Annotated in this window: 23 protein-coding genes; 11 read left to right on the top strand and 12 right to left on the bottom strand. The window is 73.1% G+C overall.

Annotation, left to right across the window (positions count from 1 at the left end; all coding sequences use genetic code 11):
- Window positions 1–20 precede the first annotated feature (20 nt).
- A complete protein-coding gene (locus tag AF1_RS00115) occupies window positions 21–359 on the bottom strand; it encodes a cytidine/deoxycytidylate deaminase family protein (RefSeq protein WP_131732490.1) in 339 nt (112 codons plus the stop codon).
- A 110-nt stretch (window positions 360–469) separates the two neighbouring features.
- On the opposite strand from AF1_RS00115, the gene AF1_RS00110 reads away from it, so the two are divergent.
- Genes AF1_RS00110 through era form a run of 3 tightly spaced genes read left to right on the top strand, consistent with a single transcriptional unit; the run spans window position 470 to window position 6,962 of the window.
- Window positions 470–2,602, top strand: a complete 2,133-nt coding sequence (locus AF1_RS00110) for an MMPL family transporter (RefSeq protein ID WP_067792124.1) — start codon at window positions 470–472, stop codon at window positions 2,600–2,602.
- 51 nt (window positions 2,603–2,653) lie between these two features.
- Complete coding sequence (locus AF1_RS00105) at window positions 2,654–5,995, top strand: ATP-binding protein (RefSeq protein ID WP_067791889.1); 3,342 nt, start codon at window positions 2,654–2,656, stop codon at window positions 5,993–5,995.
- 43 nt (window positions 5,996–6,038) lie between these two features.
- Window positions 6,039–6,962: a GTPase Era gene (era, locus tag AF1_RS00100; protein ID WP_067791886.1), complete on the top strand. Its 924-nt coding sequence runs from the start codon at window positions 6,039–6,041 to the stop codon at window positions 6,960–6,962.
- Here era and AF1_RS00095 read toward each other — a convergent pair.
- Window positions 6,953–7,699, bottom strand: coding sequence for a hypothetical protein (locus AF1_RS00095; RefSeq protein WP_067791883.1), 747 nt, complete (start codon window positions 7,697–7,699; stop codon window positions 6,953–6,955). The two genes, era and AF1_RS00095, sit on opposite strands and share 10 nt — an antisense overlap.
- A gap of 100 nt (window positions 7,700–7,799) precedes the next feature.
- On the opposite strand from AF1_RS00095, the gene AF1_RS00090 reads away from it, so the two are divergent.
- The 3 genes from AF1_RS00090 to leuA all read left to right on the top strand — a co-directional run bounded on the left by AF1_RS00090 (window position 7,800) and on the right by leuA (window position 11,148).
- Window positions 7,800–8,411, top strand: a complete 612-nt coding sequence (locus AF1_RS00090) for a co-chaperone DjlA (RefSeq protein ID WP_067791880.1) — start codon at window positions 7,800–7,802, stop codon at window positions 8,409–8,411.
- A 1-nt stretch (window position 8,412) separates the two neighbouring features.
- On the top strand, window positions 8,413–9,189 hold the full coding sequence (gene ddaH, locus AF1_RS00085; RefSeq protein ID WP_067791877.1) for a dimethylargininase: 777 nt from the start codon (window positions 8,413–8,415) through the stop codon (window positions 9,187–9,189).
- 246 nt (window positions 9,190–9,435) lie between these two features.
- Window positions 9,436–11,148, top strand: coding sequence for a 2-isopropylmalate synthase (gene leuA, locus AF1_RS00080; RefSeq protein WP_067791874.1), 1,713 nt, complete (start codon window positions 9,436–9,438; stop codon window positions 11,146–11,148).
- Between the two features lie 62 nt (window positions 11,149–11,210).
- Here the strand turns inward: leuA and AF1_RS00075 are convergent, their stop codons facing one another.
- Complete coding sequence (locus AF1_RS00075) at window positions 11,211–11,465, bottom strand: protealysin inhibitor emfourin (RefSeq protein WP_242609032.1); 255 nt, start codon at window positions 11,463–11,465, stop codon at window positions 11,211–11,213.
- A gap of 4 nt (window positions 11,466–11,469) precedes the next feature.
- On the bottom strand, window positions 11,470–12,510 hold the full coding sequence (locus tag AF1_RS00070) for a M4 family metallopeptidase (RefSeq protein ID WP_067791868.1): 1,041 nt from the start codon (window positions 12,508–12,510) through the stop codon (window positions 11,470–11,472).
- 186 nt (window positions 12,511–12,696) lie between these two features.
- Here AF1_RS00070 and recO point away from each other — a divergent pair, with 186 nt between their 5' ends.
- On the top strand, window positions 12,697–13,461 hold the full coding sequence (recO, locus tag AF1_RS00065) for a DNA repair protein RecO (protein ID WP_067792121.1): 765 nt from the start codon (window positions 12,697–12,699) through the stop codon (window positions 13,459–13,461).
- Window positions 13,458–14,255, top strand: coding sequence for an isoprenyl transferase (locus AF1_RS00060; RefSeq protein WP_067791865.1), 798 nt, complete (start codon window positions 13,458–13,460; stop codon window positions 14,253–14,255). The genes recO and AF1_RS00060 overlap by 4 nt, the downstream gene beginning before the upstream one ends.
- Before the next feature lie 4 nt (window positions 14,256–14,259).
- Here the strand turns inward: AF1_RS00060 and AF1_RS00055 are convergent, their stop codons facing one another.
- The 7 genes from AF1_RS00055 to AF1_RS00025 all read right to left on the bottom strand — a co-directional run bounded on the left by AF1_RS00055 (window position 14,260) and on the right by AF1_RS00025 (window position 19,899).
- On the bottom strand, window positions 14,260–14,685 hold the full coding sequence (locus AF1_RS00055) for an OsmC family protein (RefSeq protein ID WP_067791863.1): 426 nt from the start codon (window positions 14,683–14,685) through the stop codon (window positions 14,260–14,262).
- Between the two features lie 137 nt (window positions 14,686–14,822).
- Window positions 14,823–16,403, bottom strand: a complete 1,581-nt coding sequence (locus AF1_RS00050) for a M4 family metallopeptidase (RefSeq protein ID WP_207394224.1) — start codon at window positions 16,401–16,403, stop codon at window positions 14,823–14,825.
- Window positions 16,404–16,615: 212 nt separating this feature from the next.
- The gene (locus AF1_RS00045; protein WP_067791858.1) at window positions 16,616–17,002 is read right to left on the bottom strand and encodes a Fur family transcriptional regulator; all 387 of its coding nucleotides are present in this window, start codon (window positions 17,000–17,002) and stop codon (window positions 16,616–16,618) included.
- Window positions 16,999–17,889 carry a metal ABC transporter permease gene (locus AF1_RS00040; protein ID WP_067791855.1) on the bottom strand — a complete coding sequence of 297 codons (891 nt, stop codon included), beginning with the start codon at window positions 17,887–17,889 and terminating at the stop codon, window positions 16,999–17,001. The genes AF1_RS00045 and AF1_RS00040 overlap by 4 nt, the downstream gene beginning before the upstream one ends.
- Window positions 17,886–18,611: a metal ABC transporter ATP-binding protein gene (locus AF1_RS00035; protein ID WP_067791852.1), complete on the bottom strand. Its 726-nt coding sequence runs from the start codon at window positions 18,609–18,611 to the stop codon at window positions 17,886–17,888. Before AF1_RS00035 ends, AF1_RS00040 begins: the two co-directional genes overlap by 4 nt.
- Window positions 18,608–19,558 carry a metal ABC transporter substrate-binding protein gene (locus AF1_RS00030; RefSeq protein ID WP_067791849.1) on the bottom strand — a complete coding sequence of 317 codons (951 nt, stop codon included), beginning with the start codon at window positions 19,556–19,558 and terminating at the stop codon, window positions 18,608–18,610. The genes AF1_RS00035 and AF1_RS00030 overlap by 4 nt, the downstream gene beginning before the upstream one ends.
- A 32-nt stretch (window positions 19,559–19,590) precedes the next feature.
- The gene (locus AF1_RS00025) at window positions 19,591–19,899 is read right to left on the bottom strand and encodes a DUF6703 family protein (RefSeq protein ID WP_067791846.1); all 309 of its coding nucleotides are present in this window, start codon (window positions 19,897–19,899) and stop codon (window positions 19,591–19,593) included.
- 29 nt (window positions 19,900–19,928) lie between these two features.
- On the opposite strand from AF1_RS00025, the gene AF1_RS00020 reads away from it, so the two are divergent.
- Window positions 19,929–20,213: an antibiotic biosynthesis monooxygenase family protein gene (locus AF1_RS00020; protein ID WP_067791843.1), complete on the top strand. Its 285-nt coding sequence runs from the start codon at window positions 19,929–19,931 to the stop codon at window positions 20,211–20,213.
- 223 nt (window positions 20,214–20,436) lie between these two features.
- Window positions 20,437–21,825 carry a glycine--tRNA ligase gene (locus AF1_RS00015; RefSeq protein WP_067791840.1) on the top strand — a complete coding sequence of 463 codons (1,389 nt, stop codon included), beginning with the start codon at window positions 20,437–20,439 and terminating at the stop codon, window positions 21,823–21,825.
- Window positions 21,826–21,935: 110 nt separating this feature from the next.
- Here AF1_RS00015 and AF1_RS00010 read toward each other — a convergent pair whose 3' ends face one another.
- Complete coding sequence (locus AF1_RS00010; RefSeq protein ID WP_131732994.1) at window positions 21,936–22,613, bottom strand: hypothetical protein; 678 nt, start codon at window positions 22,611–22,613, stop codon at window positions 21,936–21,938.
- A gap of 290 nt (window positions 22,614–22,903) precedes the next feature.
- Between AF1_RS00010 and AF1_RS00005 the strand changes: the two genes are divergently transcribed.
- The coding region (locus AF1_RS00005) for a hypothetical protein (RefSeq protein ID WP_157419120.1) at window positions 22,904–23,195 on the top strand (292 nt) is incomplete at its 3' end.

Here is a 23,195-nt window from a genome sequence, read left to right as displayed (position 1 = left end):
CCGCATCACACACCGGCGCATCACACACCGGCGACGCCATGGACACTGCCGTCGGGGCCGGCGATGAGGACGGGAGCCTTGGGGCCGAGGTCCCGGACGGCGGTGATGTCGGACGGGTCGGGGGCGTCGGCCGCGGTGACGACGGCGGCGGCCTCCAGGTCCTCGGCGCCGCTGGAGACGGCCATCGCGACGGCGACCTTGAGGGCCGAGAGCTTGAGGGACGGCAGGTCCACGCTCGTGGCGGAGTAGGTGCGGCCCGTCTCGTCGCGCACGGCGGCGCCCTCGGCGGCGCCGGTGCGGGCCCGCGCCGACCGGGCCAGGGTGATGATCTTCGCGTCCTCGGGGTTCAGCTCGCTCACGTCGCCCAGCGTACGGGGTGCGGCGGGACCGCAAGTCACCGCCAAGTGGGCGCCAAGGGCGCCGCGCGATCCTCAGCCGGTCGGAGAATGCCGTTTCTGGGGAGAAAATGATGTCCCGTCTGCTTTACCGCCTGGGGAGGGCCGCGGCGTCGCGGCCCTGGCGGTTCATTGCCCTGTGGCTGACCCTCGTCGCCGCGATGGCCGGGCTCGCGGGGGTCGCCGGGGGCGCCCCGCACGACGACTACACGCTGGCCGGGACGGGGTCGCAGCAGGCCACCGACCTGCTGCGGGAGCGGTTCCCCGCGCTGTCGGGCGCGGACGCGCGGGTGGTCGTGCACGCGAGGTCCGGGACGGTCGACCGGGCGAGGCTGGCCGCGGCGGCGGGCGAGCTGCGGAAACTGCCGCACGTCGGCGAGGTGAGCCCGGCGCGGCCGAGCCCGGACGGCGCGACCGCGCTGATGACCGTCCAGTACTCGGTGCCCGTCACGGACCTGGCGCCGCGGGAGACGCTCGACCTGCTGCGGTCGGCGACGCGGAGCCTGGACGCGGCCGGATACCAGGTGGAGTTCGGCGGCCAGGTCCCCGAGAACGTGACGGCGCCCGGCGGGGTCGCCGAGGCGATCGGGATCGTGGCCGCGCTGATCATCCTCTTCCTGGCGTTCGGGTCGCTGGTCGCGGCGGGACTGCCGCTGGCGGTGGCGCTCACCGGGCTCGGCGTGGGCGTGTCGGGGATCACGCTGGTGGCGGCGTTCACCGATGTCGCGACCACCGCGCCGACGCTGGCGACCATGGTGGGGCTCGGCGTCGGCATCGACTACGCGCTGTTCATCCTCACCCGGCACCGGGAGGGGCTCGCGGCGGGGCTCGGCGTGCCGGAGGCGGCGGGCCGGGCCATCGCGACCGCCGGCCTGTCGGTGATCTTCGCGGGGTTCACCGTGCTGCTGGCGCTGTGCGGGCTGGTGCTGTCGGGCATTCCGGTGTTCATGACGATGGGCTTCACCACGGGCCTGGTCGTCGCGGCGACCGTGCTGAGCGCGGTCACGCTGCTGCCGGCGGTACTGGGGCTCGCCGGCCGCCGCGTCCTGCGCCGCCGCGACCGGGCCGACGGCGCGACGATCACGGTCGAGTCGCCGCGGGTCCGGCGCTGGGCCGGGCACGTCGGACGGCACCCGTGGCCGTGGCTGCTCGCCGCGTCGGCGCTGATGCTGACCCTGGCCGCGCCCGCGCTCGGCATGCGGACCTGGCCGAGCGACGCGAGCAGCGAGCCGACCTCCAACACCGTCCGGCAGGCCTACGACCTGGTCGCGGACGCCTACGGGCCGGGCGCGAACGGGACGCTGCTCGTCACCGTCGATCTGCGCAAGACCGATCAGGCCGTCCTGGCGGGGCTGTGGGACCGGCTCGCCCGCACCGACGGGGTCACGGCGGTCGCGCCGGCGCAACTGTCCCCGCACCGCGACGCCGCCGTGATCATGGTGACGCCCGAGTACGGGCCGCAGGACGAGCGGGTGACCGGCCTCGTCGACCGCATCCGCGCGGACGCGCTGCCACCGGGCGCCGAGATCACCGGGCTGACCGCCATCTATGTGGACCTGTCCCGGATGCTGGCCGACCGGCTCTGGCCCGTGATCGGCGTGGTCGTCGCCACGTCCTTCGTCATGCTCATGATCGTCTTCCGGTCGCTGCTGGCGCCGCTGAAGGCCGCCGTGATGAACCTGCTGTCGATCGGCGCCGCGTACGGGGTGCTCACGGCCGTGTTCCAGTGGGGTTGGGGCACGGACCTGCTCGGGCTGCCGCACAGCGTCCCGGTGTCGTCGTTCATCCTGCTGCTGATGTTCGCGGTCCTGTTCGGCGTGTCGATGGACTACGAGGTCTTCCTGCTGTCGCGGGTCAGGGAGGAGTGGCTGCTGCACGGGGACGCGCGCGGCTCGGTCACCACCGGCCTCGCCGCGACCGGCCGGGTCATCTCCAGCGCGGCGCTGATCATGGTGGCGGTCTTCCTCGGCTTCGCCGCCGACCCCGGCCTGGTGGTCAAGCAGATGGGGGTGGGGCTCGCGGTCGCGGTGGCGCTGGACGCGAGCGTCGTCCGGCTGGTGCTGGTGCCCGCCACGATGGCGCTGCTCGGACGGGCGAACTGGTGGCTGCCGGGGCCGCTCGCCCGGGTCCTGCCGGCCATCGATCCGCATGGCGGCGCCGGGCCCGCCGCCGCGGCCGAACGGGAGCCCGAACCGAGCCGGGCGTAACCGGGGGACGCCCGGGATGGGCGGGCGCGTCCCGGCTAGGCTGAGCGGGACATGTCGCCTGTCGTACGCGTTCTCGGGGCCTTCGGCGCCGAGGTGGCGGGGGTGCCCGCCGACCTCGGCGGACCCCGGCAACGCTCGGTGCTGGCGCGCCTCGTCGCCGCGCGGGGCGCGATGGTCCCCGCCGGCCGGCTCGTCGAGGACCTGTGGGCGCAGGCGGCGCCGTCCCGCGCCGCCGCCGGCCTCCAGTCGTTCGTGTCGCACCTGCGCCGCGCCCTCGAACCGGAGCGTCCGCCCCGCACGCCCGCGCGCGTCCTGGTCACCGAGCCGCCCGGGTACGCGCTCCGGCTGCCGGACGACGCCGTCGACGCGTGGCGGTTCGACGCGCTGGTCGACGCCGCCGCCGAACTGCTGGAGAGCGATCCGGCCGAGGCTCGCCGCCGGGCGGAGGCCGCGCTCGCCGAGTGGCGCGGGCCCGCCTACGCCGAGTTCGCCGACCTGCCGTGGGCCGCCGCCGAGACCGCCCGGCTGGACGAGCGCCGCCGCCTCGCCGTGGAACGCCGGGCCGAGGCCATGCTGCGGCTCGGGGCCGCGGCCGAGGCCGTGCCCGACCTGGAGACCCACGCCGCCGCCGAGCCGCTGCGCGAGGAGGCGTGGCGGCTGCTGGCCCTCGCCCTCTACCGCGCCGGACGCCAGGGTGACGCGCTCGCCGCGCTTCGCCGGGCCCGCGCGACGCTGACCGAGGAACTCGGCGTCGATCCCGGTCCCGCGCTGCGCCGCCTCGAAACCGACATCCTGGCCCAGTCGCCCGGCCTGGGGGAGGATGTCGGTTTCGAGGCGGCACCGGCGCGTCCCGTCCTGCGGCTCGCGCCCGCGCCGCAGGAACCGGCGGCCTTCGTCGGGCGCGTCCGGGAACTCGCCCGGCTGACGGACGCGGCCCGCGACGCCGCCGCCGGCCAGGGCGGCCTGGTCCTCGTCGCAGGCGACGCGGGCATGGGCAAGACCGCGCTCGCCGAACGGTTCGCGCGCGGCCTCGCCGGCGAGGGCTGGATGTGCGCGTGGGGCCGCGCGCCCGAGACCGGCGGCGCGCCCGCGGCCTGGCCCTGGGCCGAACTGCTGCGCGAACTGGCCGCCACCGCGCCGCCCGGCGCGGACCTCGCCGCACGCCTCGGCCCGCTGCTGGGCGACGCCGCCGGACGCGCCGACGCCGACGCCGTCACCGGCCGGTTCCGGCTCCACCTGGCCGTCGGCGACTACCTCACCGCGATCACCGGCACGGCGCCGCTGCTGCTCGTTCTCGACGACCTGCACTGGGCGGACGAGGAGACCCTGGCGCTGCTGATCCGGCTCGCCGGGCGGCTCCGGGACCGTCCCGTCCTGCTGGTGGCCACGTTCCGGCACACCGAGGTCGCCGACGGTCTGGCCGCGGCGCTCGCCGCCCTCGCCCGCCACGAGCCCGTGCGGATCGCCCTCGGCGGCCTGTCCCCGGCCGAGGTCGCCGCCCTCGTCCGCGGCATCTGCACCACCCGCGTGGACGACGCGGAGCTGTCCGCCATCGCCGAGCGGACGGGCGGCAACCCGTTCTTCACCCGTGAGACGGCCCGGCTCCTCGACGCCGAGGGCCTGCCCGCCGCGACCCGCCGGGTGCCCGCCGGCGTCGGCGACGTGCTGCGCCGCCGCATCGCGCGGCTACCGGGACCGGTCCAGGGTGTCCTGCTGGACGCCGCCGTCCTCGGCCGCGACGCCGACCTGCGCGTCCTGGCCGAGCTGGCCGGGGACGACGACACGGTGCTCGACGCGGTCGAGGCGGGGCTCGGCGGCGGCCTGGTCACCGAGCCCGCGCCCGGCCGGATGCGGTTCGCGCACGCCCTCGTCCGCGACACGCTCTACGGGGGCCTGTCCCGCGCCCGCCGCACCCGGCTGCACGGCCGCGTCGCCGCCGCGCTCGAACGGCACACGCCCGACGAGGTCGCCTCGATCGCGCACCACTACCTGGAGGCGGGCACGGACCCGGACAAGGCCGTCCGCTACGCGCGCCGCGCCGCCGCGGCCGCCGAGGCCCGCTTCGCCCACGCCGCCGCCGCCGACCTGTGGGTCCGCGCCGTCGACACGCTGCGCGCGCAGGGGCCCGGCGCGACCCGGGAACGGCTGGAGGCGGAGATCGCGGCGATCCGCTCCAGCGCGCTGGCCGGGCAGGTGGTCAACGCCCGGAAGCGGCGGATGGCCGCGATCGCCGACGCCCGCGCGGCCGGCGACGTCCGGCTGCTGGCCCGGATCATCGCGAGCTTCGACATTCCCACGCTGTGGACGAGCCGCGAGTACGGGACCATCGACCGCGTCGTGGTCGAGGCCACCGGCGAGGCGCTCGCCCGGCTGCCCGGCGACGAGCCCGAACTGCGCGTCCGGCTCCTCACGACCCTCGCGATGGAACTGGAGGGCGAGCAGGACGACCGCGGGCTCACCGCGTCGCAGGAGGCCGTCGCCACCGCCCGCGCGCTGGGCGCCCCCGAACTGCTCGCCGCCGCGCTCAACGGCGCCTACGTCAACGGCTACCGCACCGCGGACGGCCTCGCCCGGCGGTGCCGGATCGCGACCGAGCTGCTCGGCCTCGCCACCGAGCACGACCTCGGCACCTACCGCGTCCTCGCGCACCTGCAGCTCCAGCAGACCGCCGTCGCCGCCCTCGACCTGCCCGTCGCGCGCCGGCACCTGGAGGAGGGGCGGCGGCTCGCCGACCAGTACGGGCTGCCGCTGCTCGCGCAGATCGGCGGCTGGTACGCCGGGCTCGTGCACGCCTTCGCCGCCCGGTTCGATGCGGCGGAACGCGCGTACGAGGAGGTCGGCGGCGCCATCGGCCGGAGCGGCATCTGGTTCAGCGAACGCGGCATGGTGTTCGTCGGCCTGTTCTGCGTGCGGCTCGCCCAGGGCCGCGTCGGCGAGCTGGTGGACGGCGCCGCATGGCTGTACCGGCAATGGAGCCATGTCGAGGCCACCGCCGACCTGTACGCCCTCGCCCTTGCCTCCGCCGGACGCGTCGCCGAGGCGAAGCGCGTCGCGGCCGGTGCCGGTCCCGTCCGGCTCGACTACTTCTTCGACCTCACCATGTCGATCCGGGCGCTGTGCGCGATGGCCCTCGACGACCGCGACCTGGCCGAGCGGGCCTACACGGCCCTCCTGCCCTACGCAGACCATGTGACCGGCGGCGCCACCGCCGCCGCCACCATCGGCCCGGTGGCCCACATCCTCGGCGACCTGGCCGTGTACTTGGAACGTCCCACCCGGACGGCCGCCGCCCACTACCGCAGGGCGGCCGAGGTCGCCGACCGCCTGGGCGCCGCCCAGTGGTCGGAGAAGGCCGGCGCGGCCATCGCCCGCCTCGGCACCCCGGCGGCGTGAGGGGACGTGCCGTCCGCCCGGCCGGGTGGGCGACAATTGGGGGATGACCAGTCTGGGGAACGGGACGGCCGAGGGGCATCGAGCGGGGTTCGCGTGCTTCATCGGGCGGCCCAATGTGGGGAAGTCGACCCTGATGAACGCCCTGGTCGGGACCAAAGTGGCGATCACCAGCAGCCGGCCGCAGACGACGCGGCGGGCCATCCGGGGTATCGTGCACCGGCCGGACGCCCAGCTCGTCGTCGTCGACACGCCGGGCCTGCACAAGCCGCGAACGCTGCTCGGGGAACGGCTCGACAGCCTCGCCCGGTCCACGCTGACCGAGGTCGACGTGATCGGGTTCTGCGTGCCCGCCGACCAGCCCGTCGGACCCGGCGACAAGTACATCGCGCGTGAGCTGGCGGCGGTGAAGAAGACGCCCGTGGTCGCGATCGTGACGAAGACGGACCTGGCCGCGCCCGAGCAGGTCGCCGAGCAACTGCTCGCGGTCGGGCGGCTGGGAGAGTTCGCCGACATCGTGCCGTGCTCGGCCGCGAACGGATTCCAGGTCGGCCTCGTCGGCGACCTGCTGATCTCGCATCTGCCGGAGGGCATGCCGCTCTACCCGGAGGGCGACCTCACCGACGAGCCCGAGCAGGTCCTGATCAGCGAGCTGATCCGCGAGGCGGCGCTGGAGGGCGTCCGCGACGAGCTGCCCCACTCGATCGCCGTGGTGGTGGACGAGATGGCGCCGCGCGAGGGACGCGACGACCTCGTCGACGTCTACGCGCACCTGTACGTCGAGCGGTCCAGCCAGAAGGGCATCATCATCGGGCACAAGGGCTCGCGGCTCCGCGAGGTCGGCGCGGCGGCGCGGCGGCAGATCGAGGCGCTGCTCGGCACCAAGGTCTTCCTCGACCTGCGCGTCAGCGTCCTCAAGGACTGGCAGCGCGACCCCAAGCAGCTCCGCCGGCTCGGCTTCTACGACTGATCTTTCTTCGCCTCGTCTTCCGCGGGGTCCTGCGGGCGGCCCCAGACCTGCTCCTCCCGGGGCCAGGCGGCGTATTCGCCCGGCTGGTCCGGGGAGGCGAACTGCCGCTGGTACACGTCCTGCTGCTGGTAGGCGTCCGGCCGCCCGGTTCTGGACACCCGTTCCCCGATGGGGCGGGCGAGGCTGAAGCCGATCACGAACAGGGACGCGATGACCGCGAGGTACCAGCCGTAGCGGACGGTGATCTGGTAGCCGAGGTCCAGCCCGGTCTCGGGCAGGTCGTCGCGGACGTCGCCGAGGCGCAGCACGAAGATGCCGCAGACCAGCAGGGCGAGCGTGCCGGGGACGGCGGCGAGCCCGCCGATCCGCGCGTCGCGGCCGAGGAGGTCCCAGCAGGCGAGCGCGATCGCGATCACGGCCAGGACGGGGACGGCGAGGATCATGTCGTCGGCGTCGATGCCGGCGACGCTGCCGAGGTCGCGGCTGAGCGTCCGGCCGAACAGGTCGACGGCGACCTGGGCGTGCGCCCACGGCAGGAACGCCGAGACGAGCAGCGCCGACGCGGCGGCGATCAGGGCGAGGATGACGGCGGTGCCGCGCCGCCGCGGGGGCTCGACGGAGGGGGCGGGGACGGCCTCGGCCGGGGTGCCGGCGGGCGGCGGGTAGCCGTCCACGGGCGGCAGGAAGGACGGGCGCGAATGCGCGCGTCCCGCGTCGGAACCCAGGTCACCGGTCATGAACCCAGCGTAAAGGCAGGAACGGCATTGGCCGGGACGGCCACGTCGGCGCCGCTGGGTCGGTACTTTGGACCAAGTCCGTTATGGGAGGAGAACCCCGGTGTTGCTCGTTTTCGGACTGACGGCGGTGTTCCGTACGGTCAGCGAGGGGACGTTCCACTGCCCGCAGTGCGGGGGTGACCGTGCCTACCGCAGGCGCGCCGGGCGCCGCTGGCTCTCGGTGTTCTTCGTCCCGACCGTGCCGCTGTGGCGGCTCGGGAACGCGGTGGAGTGCCGCACGTGCCGGGGCCGGTTCCCCGGCTCGGCGCTGCGGACGCCGACCGCGCAGCAGATGGCCGAGACGCTGGCCGCCGGGATGCGGGCGGCGGCCGCGCTGGTGCTGCGGGCCGGCGACCCGGCCGACCCGGCGGCGCGCGCCCGCGCGATCGCGACGGTCACCGGGTACGGCGAGCCCGACTACGACGCGGCCGCCGTGAACGCCGACCTCGCGCTGCGCCGCACGTTCCTGGAGCGGGAGGTCGTCCGGGCCGGGGCCCAGCTCGCGGTGGAGGCCAAGGAGTGGTTCCTCGCGCAGGCCGTCCGGATCGGGCTGGCGGACGGGTCGCTCGGCGAGGGCGAGCGGCAGGCCCTGCACGGCATCGCGGACCTGCTCGGCATGTCCCCCGCGTACGCGCTGGGCGTGATCGTGACCACCGAGGGGGCGGCACGCTGACATGACCGCCGCCACGGACACGAACCGGGCCGGGAGGGCGCTGGTCCGGCCCCCCGGGCCGCGGATCGCCGAGGGAATCGTCACCTATGCCGCCCGCCGTCCCGTGGACGCCGCACTCGCGGCGCGCCAGCACGAGGCGTACGTGGCGGCGCTGCGGTCGGCGGGCTGGCGGGTCCGCGCGGTCGCGCCGGCCGACGATCAGCCCGACGCCGTGTTCATCGAGGACGCCCTGGTCGTCGCCGACGATCTCGCGATCCTGTGCCGGCCGGGGGACGCGCGCCGCCGGGGCGAGGCGCAGGGCGCCGAGCGGGCCGCGCGGGAGCTGGGCCTGCGGATCGAGCGGATCGAGGAGCCGGGCACCCTTGACGGCGGCGACGTGCTGAGCGTCGGTGACACCGTCTATGTGGGACGCGGCGCCCGCACTAACGAGGAGGGCGTCTGCCGGCTCGCGCGCCTGCTGGGCGGGCGGAGGGTCGTCCCGGTGGAGACCCGCGGCTGCCTGCACCTGAAGTCGGCGGTCACCGCGCTGCCGGACGGCGGCCTGATCGGCGTGCCCGGCATGGTGGACACGTCGGTGCTGCCGTGCATGCGCGTCGCCCCCGAGCCGTCGGGCGCCCACGTGGTGGTGCTCGGGCCCGACCACGTCCTGATGGCCGCGTCGGCGCCGCGCACGGCGGCCCTGCTGGCGGCGGACGGGCTGCGCGTCACGAGCGTCGACATCAGCGAGTACGAGGCCCTCGACGGCTGCGTGACCTGCCTGTCGGTACTCGTCCGCTGACCGGGCCGGGGGGAATGCCGCGGGCGCCGCGGGGCGTTCGGTGAGACGGAGGAGAGTCCTGTCGTCTCATCATGCGGACGCCGGTTTCCGTAACCCGGATGGCATCTGTTAACTTGGCGGACGTGTTGCGTGAGCTGCTCCTCCTTAGCGGCCGCAGCGGGGGCCTGTAAGACCAGGTCGGCTCCCTCGCTGCGGGACTTTGACGTGGACGTCGGCCGCGAGGTTCGAGCAGAGAGATCCCAACGGATGTATCCGCAACAGCAGTCTTCCGGTATGCCCTTCCAGCGCTACCGCCCGTTCGCCCCGATCAAGCCGGCGGACCGGACCTGGCCCGACAAGGTGATCACCGAGGCGCCGCGCTGGTGCGCGGTCGACCTGCGGGACGGCAACCAGGCACTGATCGACCCGATGGACGCGCACCGCAAGCTCAAGATGTTCGAGCTGCTGGTACGGATGGGCTACAAGGAGATCGAGGTCGGTTTCCCGGCGGCCAGCCAGACCGACTACGACTTCGTCCGGCAGATCATCGAGGAGGACCGGATCCCCGGCGACGTGGTGATCCAGGTCCTGACGCAGGCCCGTCCCGAGCTGATCGAGCGGACGTTCGAGGCGGTGCGCGGCGCCGAGCAGGCGATCGTCCACCTGTACAACTCGACCAGCACGCTGCAGCGCCGTGTCGTGTTCGGCCAGGACAAGGACGGCATCACCGCGATCGCCGTCGAGGGCGCCAAGCTGTGCGCCAAGCTCGCCGAGGACATGGGCGACACCGAGATCTTCTTCGAGTACTCGCCGGAGTCGTTCACCGGCACCGAGCTGGAGTACGCGGTCGAGGTCTGCAACGCCGTCAACGACGTGTGGAAGCCGACCCCGGACAAGAAGGTCATCGTCAACCTGCCGGCGACCGTCGAGATGGCGACGCCGAACGTGTACGCCGACCAGATCGAGTGGATGAACCGGAACCTGGCCTACCGGGACTCGGTCGTCCTGTCGCTGCACCCGCACAACGACCGCGGGACGGCCGTCGCCGCCGCCGAGCTGGGCTACCTGGCGGGCGCCGACCGCATCGAGGGCTGCCTGTTCGGCAACGGTGAGCGCACCGGCAACGTCTGCCTGGTCACCCTGGGCCTGAACCTGTTCACCCAGGGCGTCGACCCGCAGATCGACTTCTCCGACATCGACGAGATCCGCCGGACCGTCGAGTACTGCAACCAGCTGCCCGTCCACGAGCGGCACCCCTACGGCGGCGACCTGGTCTACACCGCGTTCTCCGGCTCCCACCAGGACGCCATCAACAAGGGCTTCGAGCACCTGAAGCGGGACGCCGAGGCCGCCGGCGTGCCGGTGGGGGACTACCGCTGGGAGGTCCCGTACCTGCCGATCGACCCGCACGACGTCGGCCGGACCTACGAGGCCGTGATCCGGGTCAACAGCCAGTCCGGCAAGGGCGGCGTCGCCTACATCATGAAGACCGAGCACGCGCTGGAGCTGCCGCGCCGGCTGCAGATCGAGTTCTCGCGGGTCGTGCAGGCGCACACCGACAGCGAGGGCGGCGAGGTCACGCCCGAGCGCATGTGGGAGATCTTCCAGGCCGAGTTCCTCACGGGCGGGCCGCGTGCCGGTCTGCTGGCGCACCGCACCACCTCCCGGGTGGATGAGAAGGACGCGCTCAGCTGCGACGTCCGCATCGACGGCGAGATCCGCGAGATCGAGGGCGTCGGCAACGGCCCCGTCTCGGCGTTCGAGGACGCGCTCGCCACGGTCGGTGTCGACGTCCGGGTCCTGGACTACGCCGAACACGCGATGAGCGCGGGCGGCGATGCGCGCGCCGCCGCCTACGTGGAGTGCGACGTGGACGGCACGACGGTGTGGGGCGTCGGCATCGACGGCAACATCGTGACCGCGTCCCTCAAGGCGATCCTGTCCGCGGTGAACCGGGTGGCCCGCACGCGCGGGATGTGACCGTGCCCGGCCCTGGTCTCAGGCGGCCCCATGCACCTGAGACCAGGGCACTGCGATTGGCGTCAGTGGACGCGGCTCAGGACGTGGTGGACCAGCTCACGGAGGGGGCCGTGGAGCTGCGCCTCACCGACGGTGGCCCGGTCGCCGTCGATGTCGATCTCGTACAGGAACTGGTCGGGGATGCGGCCCGGCGGCGGGACGTTCTTCAGGTCCACCCGGCCGACGAGCCTGGTCAGCATGGGGTCGCTGGCACTGTCGGACTGGGCGCGCCGCTCGATCCCGGCGAATCCGCCGCTGCGGACGACTGTCACTTTCACTGCGTTATCCGTTCGCCTTTGGGGGGACACCTACCCCCGTCCAGGCGCGATTCACCGCCTTCGTTTCGACGGAGTCGGCGCCGTACAGCCGGGTCGCGGTCTGGACGGTCGCGGCGGCGAATCCGGCGAAGTCGATGTCGGCGGCCAGGGAGCCGCCGGTGAGCGTGTCGTACCAGACGCGCCCGGCCTTCTCCCAGGCGTTGCCGCCGATGCCGGTGGCCGCGAGGTAGAAGGCGTGGTTGGGGATGCCCGAGTTGATGTGGACGCCGCCGTTGTCGCGGTAGGTCTCGACATAGTGGTCCATGTGGGCGGGCTGCGGGTCCTTGCCGAGCCGCGGGTCGTCGTAGGCGGTGCCGGGTTCCCTCATCGAGCGGAGCGCGACGCCGCCGACGCCGGAGGCGAGAAGGCCCTGCCCGATGAGCCAGTCGGCCCGGTCGGCGGTCTGCCCGAGATGCCACTGCTTGATGAGCGAGCCGAACACGTCCGACATGGACTCGTTGAGGGCGCCCGCCTGCCCGTAGTACTCCAGGTTCGCGGTGTGCTGGGTGACGCCGTGGGTGAGTTCGTGGCCGGTGACGTCGAGCGGCCCGGTGAACGCGGTGAACAGGACGCCGTCGCCGTCCCCGTACACCATCTGCTCGCCGTTCCAGAAGGCGTTGTCGTACCGGTCGCCGTAGTGGACGGTCGAGACCATCCGCAGTCCGGCGCCGTCGATCGAGTTGCGCCGGTACGCGGCCTCGAAGAAGTCGAACGTCGCGCCGAGCCAGTCGTAGGCCCGGTCGGCGGTCTCGTCGCCGCAGGCGGGGGCGCCCTCCGCGCGGACGGTGCGGCCGGGCAGCTCCTCGCGGTTTCCGGCGTCGCGGATCGTCCGGTCGGGGACGAAGTCCTCCGACGGGGCGGGCGCGCCGGCCGCGGTCAGCCTGCGGTCGGCGAAGTGCGCGGAGGTGAGCGCCAGCGTACGGCGGGCGCGGTCGCGGAGGGCCGGGTCATCGGCGTGGCGGGCGATCCGCTCCAGCATGTGCGGGGGCACGATGTGGCATCTCATGCCCTAACGCTGCCAGCTCCGAGTGATTCAAGCCACAACTTTCGGTACGACGCCGCGGCCGATTCCGGTCTCGGTGCGTGTTCGGATCGTAGCGCAGCGGCACCGGCCGGGGTGACTTGTGGTGATCCGGGGAAGATGTACCGGCACCGCACCGAGGCATCGGGCGGCGTGCGCCAGAATGAACAGGTGACCCTCTACCGCGACGAAGGCATCGTCCTGCGCACCCAGAAGCTGGGCGAGGCCGACCGCATCGTGACGGTGCTGACCCGGCGGACCGGCCGGATCCGCGCCGCGGCCAAGGGGGTTCGCAAGACCAGGTCCCGTTTCGGCGCCCGGCTGGAGCCGTTCACGCACGTCGACCTCCAGTTGTACGAGCGGCGCTCCCTCGACCTCATCACGCAGGCCGAGACGATCCGCCCGTACGGGGAGGCCCTCGTCACCGACTACCCCCGCTACACGGCGGGCACGGCGATGCTGGAGACCGCGGAGAAGCTGACGAGCGAGGAGGGCGAGCCCGCGCTGCGGCAGTTCCTGCTGCTGGTCGGCGGGCTGCGCACCCTGGCCGAGCGCTGCCACGACCCGCGGCTCGTCCTGGACGCCTTCCTGCTGCGTTCGCTGTCGGTCGCCGGCTGGGCCCCCGCGCTGGACGAGTGCTGCCGCTGCGGCACCCGCGGCGGGCTGCGCGGGTTCGCCATCGCGGCGGGCGGCGCGGTCTGCGCGAACTGCCGGCAGCCGGGCGCCGCGACCCCCGCGCCGCCGACGTTCGCGCTGATGCTGGCGCTGCTGCGCGGCGACTGGGAGTACGCCGACGGCAGTGAGCAGCGCCACCGGACGGAGACCAGCGGGCTGGTCGCCGCCTACCTCCAGTGGCATCTGGAGCACGGAATCCGTTCCCTCCGCCACGTGGAACGGGACGAACACACCGACGACATCGACAGGGAGCGAGTTTGAGAAGGGCCGTATCGCCGCCGGAGCCGCACCGCGACGGAGCCGCACCGCCCGCGATCCCCGCGGACCTGGTGCCGCGGCACATCGCCATCGTCATGGACGGCAACGGCCGCTGGGCGAAGGAACGCGGGCTGCCGCGCACCGAAGGGCACAAGCGCGGCGAGGACTCGCTCTTCGACGTGATCATGGGGGCGATCGAACTGGGCGTCCCCTACCTGTCGGCGTACGCGTTCTCCACCGAGAACTGGAAGCGCACGCCTGACGAGGTGCGCTTCCTCATGGGCTTCAACCGGGACGTGATCCGCCGCCGCCGCGACCAGCTCCACTCGATGGGGGTGCGGGTCCGCTGGGCGGGCCGGCGGCCCAGGCTGTGGCGCAGCGTCATCAGGGAGCTGGAGACGGCCGAGGAGATGACGCGCGACAACGACGTCCTCACCCTGCAGTTCTGCGTGAACTACGGCGGCCGGGCGGAGATCGCGGACGCGGCGGCGGCGATCGCCCGCGACGTCCGGGACGGCCGGCTCGACCCCGGCAAGATCACCGAAAAGGTCTTCGCGCGTTACCTGGACGAGCCCGGCATCCCGGACGTCGATCTGTTCCTGCGCTCGTCGGGGGAGCAGCGCACGTCCAACTTCCTGCTGTGGCAGTCGGCGTACGCGGAGATGGTGTTCCTCGACACGCTCTGGCCGGACTTCGACCGGCGGCACCTGTGGCACGCGTGCGAGATCTACGCCTCCCGCGACCGCCGGTACGGCGGCGCGGTCCCCAACAAGGTGGAACCGGCCGCCGCCGGCTGACCGCTCACACGAGAGCGGCGTCCAGGGTGATCGTGGTGCCCGCGAGGGCCTTGCTGACCGGGCAGCCCGCCTTGGCGTCCTGCGCGGCCTTCTCGAAGTCGGCCGCGGACAGGCCGGGCACGCTCGCCCGGACGGTCAGGTGGATGCCGGTGATGCCCTCACCCGGCTGGAAGGTGACCTCGGCCTTGGTGTCCACCTTCTCCGGCGGCGTCCCGGCGCCGGCGAGGGCGTGCGAGAGCGCCATCGAGTAGCAGGTGGAGTGCGCGGCGGCGATGAGCTCCTCCGGGCTCGTCCGCCCGCCCGGCTCCTCGGCCCGCGATGCCCAGGTCACGTCGTAGGTGCCGAGCTTGGAGGAGTCCAGCGAGACGGTTCCCCGGCCCTCCAGGAGCGAGCCTTCCCAGTGTGCGTTTGCGGTGCGTGTCGTAGCCATGTCCCTGATTCTTCACCATCGCCCCGCCCCGAGGATCATCAACGCGCGATCCCCCTGGAAGGTGATTCGCGGGAAGGCCCCGCGTCCGCGCGGCACATCGGGCGCGGACGCGGGGCCGGCTCCCCGGCGAAGGGGACTTAGTTGACGTTCACCGCCGACCAGGCGGCGGCCACGGTGTTGTACTGGGTGCTGCCCGAGCCGTAGAGGTCCCTGGCCGCGTTCAGGGTCGCGGTGCGCGCGCCCTTGTAGTCGGTCGAGGACGTCATGTACGTGGTCAGCGCCCGGTACCAGATCTTCGTGGCGGCGTCCCGGCCGATGCCGGTGATCGTGGAGCCGTTGGACGTGGGGCTGTCGTAGGAGACGCCGTTGATCGTCTTCGCGCCGCTGCCCTCGGACAGCAGGTAGTAGAAGTGGTTGGCGACGCCCGAGGAGTAGTGCACGTCGAGGTTCTTGGTGCCGGTCGACCAGGAGTCGGCGGAGTTGCCGTCCCTGCTGGGCCGGTCCATGAAGCGCAGCGCGGGGCGGCCGAAGCCGGGCAGGACGATCTTCTCGCCGACCAGGTAGTCGCCGACGTCGTTGGAGTTGCCGGCGTAGAACTCGACGGCGGCGGCCATGATGTCCGACGTCGCCTCGTTCAGCCCGCCGGACTCCCCGGAGTAGGTGAGGTTCGCGGTGGAACTGGTGACACCGTGGCTCATCTCGTGCGCCGCCACGTCCAGGGACGTCAGCGGGCCGAGCTGGGTGCCGTCACCGTCGCCGTAGGTCATGCAGAAGCACGAGTCGTCCCAGAACGCGTTGGCGTAGCCGTTGTCGTAGTGGACGCGGTTGAACGAGCCCTTGCCGTCGCCGGCGATGCCGGTGCGGCCGAAGACGTTCTTGTAGAAGTCCCACGTCATGCCGGTGCCGAACTGGGCGTCGACGGCGACGGTCGCGCGGTCGGCCGTGGTGCCGCTGCCCCAGTGGTTGTCGGCGTCGGTGAACACCGTGGCGGGGGCGCGCATGAAGCACCAGATGAGGAAGCAGAGGTCGGCCTGGTTCCCGGCGTCGCCGGTGTAGGTGTTCCCGCGCGTCGGGTCCTTCAGCTGGTACGTGCCGCCCGACTTGGTCGTCTCCAGCGGGACCGTTCCGGTGTAGAGCGACTTGCCGTCGCCCGCCTCGGTGCGGATCGTCTCCTCGCGCAGCAGGACCTTGCCGGTCGCGGCGTCCACGGAGGTGAAGATGCGGCTCGGCGTCCCGTCCGCCTGCTTGCCGATGGTCTGGACGCGCCAGGCGAGGCGGGGCCGGTGGTCGGCCGTGCGGGCCTCGACCACGAGCGCGGGGGAGCCGTCGGCCTTGCGGTGCCTGGTGACGGCGCGCTTCTCGGCCGTCCTGGCGGAGACCTCCGGGCGGGAGCCGGCCGGCGCTTTGGCGAGGGTGCCGCTGCTGCCGCGCCACGCGCCGGACGCCGACTGGTGGACGACGATGTCCCCGCCCAGCACCGGCAGGCCGGCGTAGGTGCGGGTCATCCGGGTGTGCGAGGTGCCGTCCCGGTCCATGGCGACCCGGACGACCTGGAACGCCTGCCCGTCCCCGGCGCGTACCTGCGCGGCGTGCGTGCCGAGCGCGTGGAGCGCGCGCTCCGCCGCCTTCTGCGGGGTGGGTGGGGACGGCGCCTGCCGTGCGGACGCGGGCAGCGCGGTGCCGGCCGCCGCGAGCAGGGTCGCCGAGCTCAGGAGCACGATCCTTCGGCTGGTGAACGCCCGTCTTGTCATGAACGCCCTCTCGTGCGGGCGCCACACACCCCCCGGGGGCCCGCCGCGGGCCTGCGGTGGCGATGGGACATTTATGACATAGGCGTACTCACAAGTAGATGTAGCAATCTGCCAAGGATTGCCTACAGTGCGTGTGAAGTGCGCGCCTTGCTACCGCTTGGTAAACATCGAGCGCGAGGTCAGCGCTGTTTCGCGGCGCACCCGGCGCAGGTGCCGAACACCTCGACGGTGTGGGTGATGCCGGTGAACCCGTGCTCGGCGGCGATCGCGTCCGCCCAGCGCTCCACGGCCGGGCCCTCGACCTCGACCGTCCGGCCGCAGTCGCGGCAGACCAGATGATGGTGGTGCTGCTCGGTGCTGCAGGCCCGGTAGACGGCCTCGCCCTCGTCGGTGCGCAGGACGTCGACCTCACCGGCGTCGCTGAGCGCCTGCAGCGCCCGGTACACCGTGGTGAGGCCGATCTTCGAGCCGCCGGCCCGCAGATCGGCGTAGATGTCCTGCGCGCTGCGGAAGCCCTCGCAGCCGGCCAGCACCTGCCGTACCGCGTCCCGGCGGGCCGTCGTCATCCAAGCACCTCCGCCTCGGCATCAACGCGCGCCTCCACGCCGGGCCCGGCCGCGACCCCGTCGAGCGCGGCGCGGGCGCGCCTGCGGCGCACCACCGAGCCCCCGGTGACCGCGGCCACGAACGCGGCGAGCGCGAGCAGCACGATCGAGGGGCCCGGAGGCAGATCGTACTCGAAGGACCCGGCGAGGCCCGAAACGGCCGACAGCACGCCGATCCCCATCGCGGTCAGCATCGTCCCCCAAAAGCCCCGGGTGAGCTGCTGCGCCGCCGCCACCGGGACCACCATCAGCGCGCTGACCAGCAGCAGCCCGATCGCGCGCATGGAGATCACGACCGTGACGGCCGCAGTCGCGGCGATCAGCACGCTGAGGAACCGGACGGGCAGGCCCGCCGCCCGCGCGACCTCCTCGTCCAGGCAGAGGAGGAACAGCTCGCGGCCGAACAGCGTGATGATCGCCAGGACGGTGGCGGCGAGCCCCGCGACCACGTACAGATCGGACACCGTCACGCTGCTGATCGAGCCGAACAGGTAGGACTGGAGGGTCGCCGAGCCGCCGCCGTTGGCGTTGGTCAGGATCACGCCGCCCGCGAGCCCGCCGTAGAACAGCAGGGCGAGCGCGACGTCCCCGCCGCTGCGGCTGCGGGCCCGCAGGACCTCGATCGCCACCGCGCCGAGCACCGACACCACCAGCGCGCCGAGCACGGGGGAGGTGCCGGTGAGCAGCCCCAGCCCGATGCCGGTCAGCGCGATGTGCCCGATGCCGTCGCCCAGCAGCGACAGCCTGCGCTGGACGATGAACGTGCCGACGGCCGGGGCGGTCAGCCCGATCAGCACCGCCATCACCAGGGCGACGCGCATGAAGTCGTACTGCAGCATCTCGCTCATGCCGGCCTTTCGAGGGTGTCCAGTGCGGTCTCGCGGACGATCCGGCCGTGGTCCAGCTCGATCGTGCGGGTGATGAGCGGTTCCATCGGGCCCAGCCCGTGCGCGACGAGCACCACCGTGCGCCCGGCCGTGGTCAGCTCGTGGAGGGTGGAGGCGAGGGCCGCCTGGCTGCGCGCGTCCACGCCCGCGGTCGGCTCGTCCAGCACGAACACGTCCGGCTCGCCGGCGAGGGCGCGGGCGATCAGCATCCGCTGCTGCTGGCCGCCCGACAGCAGATGCGCCGAGTCGCGGGCCCGGTCGGTGAGCCCGACCGTCCGCAGTGCGCGCTCGACGGCGGCGCGGTCGGCCGCCCGGTCGGTGAACGGCGCGGGACGCCGGCGGGACCGCCGGGCCACCCGGCCGGACGCCACGACCTCCCGGACGGTCGCCGGCACGCCGCCGCCCGCCGGCAGCCGCTGCGGGACGTACCCGATCCGGTTCCAGTCCCGGAACCGGGCGGGCGGCACACCGTAGATCTCGGTCCGGCCGCCGGCCAGCGGGACGAGCCCGAGCAGCGCCTTGACCAGCGTGGACTTGCCCGCGCCGTTCGGGCCGAGGACCGCGAGCACGTCGCCGGCCCCGACCCGCAGGTCGATGCCCGCGAGGACCTCGCGGCCGTCCCGCCGGACGAGCCCGCCCGTCATGGCGAACGGCGGGGCCGGGTCCTTGGCCGGGGGGTTCATGAGCACTCCAGGGCGGGACGCAGGGTCCGCAGGTTCCGTTGCATGATCGTCATGTAGTCGTCGGACGAGCCCGCCTCGACGCCCTCGACCGGGTCCAGCACGGCCGTCCGCACGCCCGCCTCGCGGGCCAGCGCCTCGGCGACCTTCGGGCTGGTCAGCGTCTCGGTGAAGACCGTCGTCGCGCCGGTGGCGGACACCAGCCGGGTCAGCTCGGCGAGCCGCTTCGGGGAGGGCCCGCCGGACGGGTCGACCCCGGCGACCGGGATCTGCCGCAGCCCGTAGCGGTCCGCGAGGTAGCCGAACGCGGCGTGCGCGGTGACGATGTCCCTGCGCGCGCAGGTCTTCAGGCCGTCGTGGAACGCGCGGTCGAGCGCGGTCAGCTCGGCGGCGGTGGCCGCGGCGCGCCGCCGGTGGCCGGCCGCGTGGCCGGAGTCGGCGGCGGCCAGCCGCTCGCCGAGCGCGGTCGCGACGGCCGCCATGCGGCTCGGGTCGAGCCACAGGTGCGGGTCGTAGGACGCCTCCCGGTGGTGGACGCCGTCGTGCGCCTCTTCGTCGTCGGTCTCGCCCGGCGGCGGCAGCGTCCGCACCAGGGCGGCGGCGTCCAGCGACCTGCCCTTCGCGTGCTCGCGGACGGCCTCGTCCACGGCCGGCTGGACGCCCCCGACGTAGACGGCGAGACCGGCGTCCTCGATGTTCGCGACCTGCCGGGCGGTCAGCTCCAGGTCGTGCGGCTCGGTGCCGGGCCTGGTGAGCGTCCGCACGAGGACGTCGTCCCCGCCGACCTTCTCCGCGAGCCACGCCATCGGGTAGAACGACGCGACCACGGCGGTCTTGCCGGCCGGGACATCGGCGTCCGCGTCGGCGCAGGCAGTCAGCCCCGCGGCGAGCCCGGCCAGGGCGAGGGCGGCGCCCGGCAGGAGGCGCAGGGGGTGACGGAAGCGGAGCATGCCCCGATTATGGACGAAGATGAAAATGATTGTCAAAACCGTCCGATGCCGCGTCCCAGGGCGAAGCCCACCAGGACCGCCAGCGCGGCGATCCGCAGGACCCTTCCCGAGCCGTCCAGCGCGGGCCAGTTGAGATAGGCGAACCAGCCCAGCGCGGCGGCGAGGACCAGCAGCCCGGCCGCGGCGACCCATCCCGTCCCGGCCATGCCGATCACCAGCAGCACGAACACCGCGGCGAGCAGCACCCACCGCGGCAACCGGTGCAGGAACACCACCGGCGCCGCGCTCCGCCGCTCGACGGCCGCCCGCAGGCCGGCCCCGCGCTCACCCTTCGTCTCCACGTTCCCCAACGTACTGCCAGGATGGAGGGATGATCGCGATAACCCGGTACCGGGTGCCGGGCGAGGACGCCGACGGTTTCGCCGAGCGGATGACCGCGGTGCTGACGGTGCTGTCGGCGAGCCCCGGCTTCCGCTCCGGCCGCCTCGCCCGCACCGTGGACGACCCCGGCCTGTGGGCCCTCGTCACCGAATGGGACGGTGCGGGGCACTACCGCCGCGCGCTCGGCGCGTACGAGGTGCGGGTCCAGTTCATCCCCCTCGCCGCCATGGCGGTGGACGAGCCGGGCGCCTACGAGGTCGTCAGCTCCGCCTGACCCGGGAGCGCCTGGGGCGACGCCCCCGGCATCGTGGCCGGACGGGCGTTTTATCAGTCCTGGTCGGCCGCCCGGGTGCCCTAAGCTGGGGAATGCTCTCCGGCGCCGGCGATGACCGCGCCGGGGCGACCACCGGGGATCACACTCGCCACCGCCCGCCGTTCCGCGGGACCGGGGCGCACACACTGTCCCGCCGACCGCCAGCCGGATGGAGAAAACTCTCATGGCACGCCGTTCCGATGTGCTGGAAACGATCGTCAACCTCGCCAAGCGGCGGGGCCTGGTCTACCCGTCGAGCGAGATCTACGGCGGGCTCCGCGCCTCCTGGGACTACGGGCCGCTCGGCGTCGAACTGAAGAACAACGTCAAACGCCAGTGGTGGAAGTCCATGGTGCAGGGCCGCGACGACATCGTCGGCCTCGACTCGTGCGTCATCCTGGCGCGCGAGGTCTGGGAGGCCAGCGGCCACGTCCAGGCGTTCGTCGACCCGCTCACCGAATGCCAGTCCTGCCACAAGCGCTTCCGGGCCGACCACCTGGAGGAGGCCTACGAGGAGAAGCACGGCCGCCCGCCCGCGAACGGCCTCGCCGACATCGGCTGCCCGAACTGCGGCGTCAAGGGCTCCTTCACCGAGCCGAAGATGTTCAACGGCCTGCTCAAGACCTACCTCGGCGCCGTCGAGGACGAGTCCGGCCTCGCCTACCTGCGCCCCGAGACCGCGCAGGGCATCTTCATCAACTACCTGAACGTCCAGCAGTCCGCGCGCCGCAAGGTGCCGTTCGGCATCGGGCAGATCGGCAAGTCGTTCCGCAACGAGATCACGCCCGGCAACTTCATCTTCCGGACCCGCGAGTTCGAGCAGATGGAGATGGAGTTCTTCGTCAAGCCCGGCACCGACGAGGAATGGCACCAGTACTGGATCGACGAGCGCATGCAGTGGTACGTCGACCTCGGCATCCGCAAGGAGAACCTGCGGCTGTACGAGCACCCGCAGGAGAAGCTGTCGCACTACTCCAAGCGCACCGTGGACGTCGAGTACCGGTTCGACTTCGTCGGCGGCGAGTGGGGCGAGCTCGAAGGCATCGCCAACCGCACCGACTACGACCTGACGACGCACTCCAAGGCGTCCGGCGCCGACCTGTCGTTCTTCGACCAGGAGGCGGGTGACCGGTTCGTCCCGTACGTGATCGAGCCCGCGGCCGGCGTCGACCGCTGCACGCTCACGTTCATGATGGACGCCTATGCCGAGGACGAGGCGCCCAACGCCAAGGGCAAGATGGAGAAGCGCACCGTCATGCGGCTCGACCGCCGGCTCGCCCCGATCAAGGTCGCGGTGCTGCCGCTGTCGCGCAACGCCGACCTGTCCCCGAAGGCACGCGACCTGGCCGCGCGGCTCCGCAAGAACTGGAACGTCGAGTTCGACGACGCCGGCGCCATCGGCCGCCGCTACCGCCGCCAGGACGAGATCGGCACGCCGTTCTGTGTCACCGTCGACTTCGACACGCTGGAGGACGACGCGGTGACCGTCCGGGAACGCGACTCGATGAGCCAGGAGCGCATCGCGATCAGCCAGGTCGAGGCGTTCCTCGCCGCGCAGCTGGTCGGCTGCTGACCGGAGACCGCTGCGGGCCGCCCCCCGTCTCGGGGGGCGGCCCGTTCTCTCGTGGAAGCGCGTCCTGGGAGCGTTTCCTTGCTGGGAGCGATGGTGCGGGGAGCGTCCGATCAGCTCGTGACGTACAGGGTCTGGTCGAAGGTGCCGGATCCGGCGGTGGTCTCGCCGCGCAGCGCGTAGGTGGCGGTGACGGTGGCGGTGCCCGGGCACAGGAAGCTGCCGCCGGTCTTGGTGACCTTGGCGTTCTGGACGCTCACCTGCGCGTCGGTGTTGCTCTTGTCCGGACGTGAGGCGTTGTCGCCGTTGAAGCCGTCGGCGGTCAGGTTGCCGCCGAAGTCGCAGGTGATGCCGCCGAACATGTCCACAACGGCCCGGACGCTGAAGTTCGCGATCGTCACCGTGGCGTCGCGCCCGTTCGTGTGGCCGGCGTCGTAGGTGACGTTGCCGCCCGTCCAGGGCAGGTTCCGCGCGGTGATCGTCGAGGTGCTGCTGCCTGAGCAGGGGCCGCCGCCGTTGCTGCTGAAGGTGGCGCTGGTGACGGTGAGGTTGCTTCCGTCGGAGTTGATGGAGCCGGTCATCGTCGACTCGTTGCAGGATCCGCTGCCGATCGACGTCGAGACCGTGGCGGTGCCGAGCAGCGAGGCCTGGACGTTGCCGGCGTAGGCGCCGGCCGTGGCCGAGCCCTTGCGGATGGTCGTGCCCGTGGCGGCCGTCGCGGGCGTGATGCCCGCGGCGAGGAGGGCCAGCGCGGCGGTTCCGACGAGCATGGTCTGTCTTGTACGTGCCACCGGATGCTCCTTTGTCCGGTTCGGGGTGGGCATACGCGAAAGTAATTCACGTTGAATCTCCGGGCAATGGATGCGGGCCGATCGCGGCTTGGCCGCATTGGGACACCAGGCGGTGTCTGCTGGTGAGGCGCACGGGACGGGACGGGTGACGACAATGTCACGTGAAGTCACCTTGACGGGAATCGGCTTGCGTGTTCAGCCGACGGAGAACGAAGGCGTCTCCGGCCCGGAGAACCTGGGCTAGGTTGGCTGGGACGGCCGGACGGGCCGCACGGCGACAGGGAGGCGGAATGCGCGACATGCGACGCGCCGCCCTGCCCTTGACGCGCGTTCCCGCCGCCAGGGCGCTCGTCGTTCTGCTGGGCCTGCTCGGCTTCGTCGTCGGGCCGGTCGGCGCCGCGAACCACGGCGGGACGTCCGCCACCGGGGCGATCTCCGGTGTCCGGACGGTACCGGCGCAGAAGGCCCCCACCCGCACCCGGACGTCCACCAAGCCGCGGGCGGCCCGGCACGGCCAGGCCGTCATCGCGGCCGTCGCACGGCACGCCGCCGGGGCCGCGCCGGCCGCGCAGCCGGGGCACG

It is taken from the genome of Actinomadura formosensis NBRC 14204 (genome assembly GCF_001552155.1).
Classification (GTDB): Bacteria; Actinomycetota; Actinomycetes; order Streptosporangiales; family Streptosporangiaceae; genus Spirillospora; species Spirillospora formosensis.
The sequence above is the reverse complement of the archived record's forward strand: the minus strand, read 5'-3'. Positions and strand labels throughout refer to the sequence as shown.

What these genes read in the sequence shown, in the direction of transcription:
- AF1_RS00110 (WP_067792124.1), top strand. Translation starts at nt 470, where the DNA reads ATGTCCCGTCTGCTTTACCGCCTGGGGAGGGCCGCGGCGTCGCGGCCC.
- AF1_RS00105 (WP_067791889.1), top strand. Translation starts at nt 2,654, where the DNA reads ATGTCGCCTGTCGTACGCGTTCTCGGGGCCTTCGGCGCCGAGGTGGCG.
- era (WP_067791886.1), top strand. Translation starts at nt 6,039, where the DNA reads ATGACCAGTCTGGGGAACGGGACGGCCGAGGGGCATCGAGCGGGGTTC.
- AF1_RS00095 (WP_067791883.1), bottom strand. Translation starts at nt 7,699, where the DNA reads ATGACCGGTGACCTGGGTTCCGACGCGGGACGCGCGCATTCGCGCCCG.
- ddaH (WP_067791877.1), top strand. Translation starts at nt 8,413, where the DNA reads ATGACCGCCGCCACGGACACGAACCGGGCCGGGAGGGCGCTGGTCCGG.
- leuA (WP_067791874.1), top strand. Translation starts at nt 9,436, where the DNA reads ATGTATCCGCAACAGCAGTCTTCCGGTATGCCCTTCCAGCGCTACCGC.
- AF1_RS00070 (WP_067791868.1), bottom strand. Translation starts at nt 12,510, where the DNA reads ATGAGATGCCACATCGTGCCCCCGCACATGCTGGAGCGGATCGCCCGC.
- AF1_RS00055 (WP_067791863.1), bottom strand. Translation starts at nt 14,685, where the DNA reads ATGGCTACGACACGCACCGCAAACGCACACTGGGAAGGCTCGCTCCTG.
- AF1_RS00045 (WP_067791858.1), bottom strand. Translation starts at nt 17,002, where the DNA reads ATGACGACGGCCCGCCGGGACGCGGTACGGCAGGTGCTGGCCGGCTGC.
- AF1_RS00040 (WP_067791855.1), bottom strand. Translation starts at nt 17,889, where the DNA reads ATGAGCGAGATGCTGCAGTACGACTTCATGCGCGTCGCCCTGGTGATG.
- AF1_RS00035 (WP_067791852.1), bottom strand. Translation starts at nt 18,611, where the DNA reads ATGAACCCCCCGGCCAAGGACCCGGCCCCGCCGTTCGCCATGACGGGC.
- AF1_RS00030 (WP_067791849.1), bottom strand. Translation starts at nt 19,558, where the DNA reads ATGCTCCGCTTCCGTCACCCCCTGCGCCTCCTGCCGGGCGCCGCCCTC.
- AF1_RS00020 (WP_067791843.1), top strand. Translation starts at nt 19,929, where the DNA reads ATGATCGCGATAACCCGGTACCGGGTGCCGGGCGAGGACGCCGACGGT.
- AF1_RS00015 (WP_067791840.1), top strand. Translation starts at nt 20,437, where the DNA reads ATGGCACGCCGTTCCGATGTGCTGGAAACGATCGTCAACCTCGCCAAG.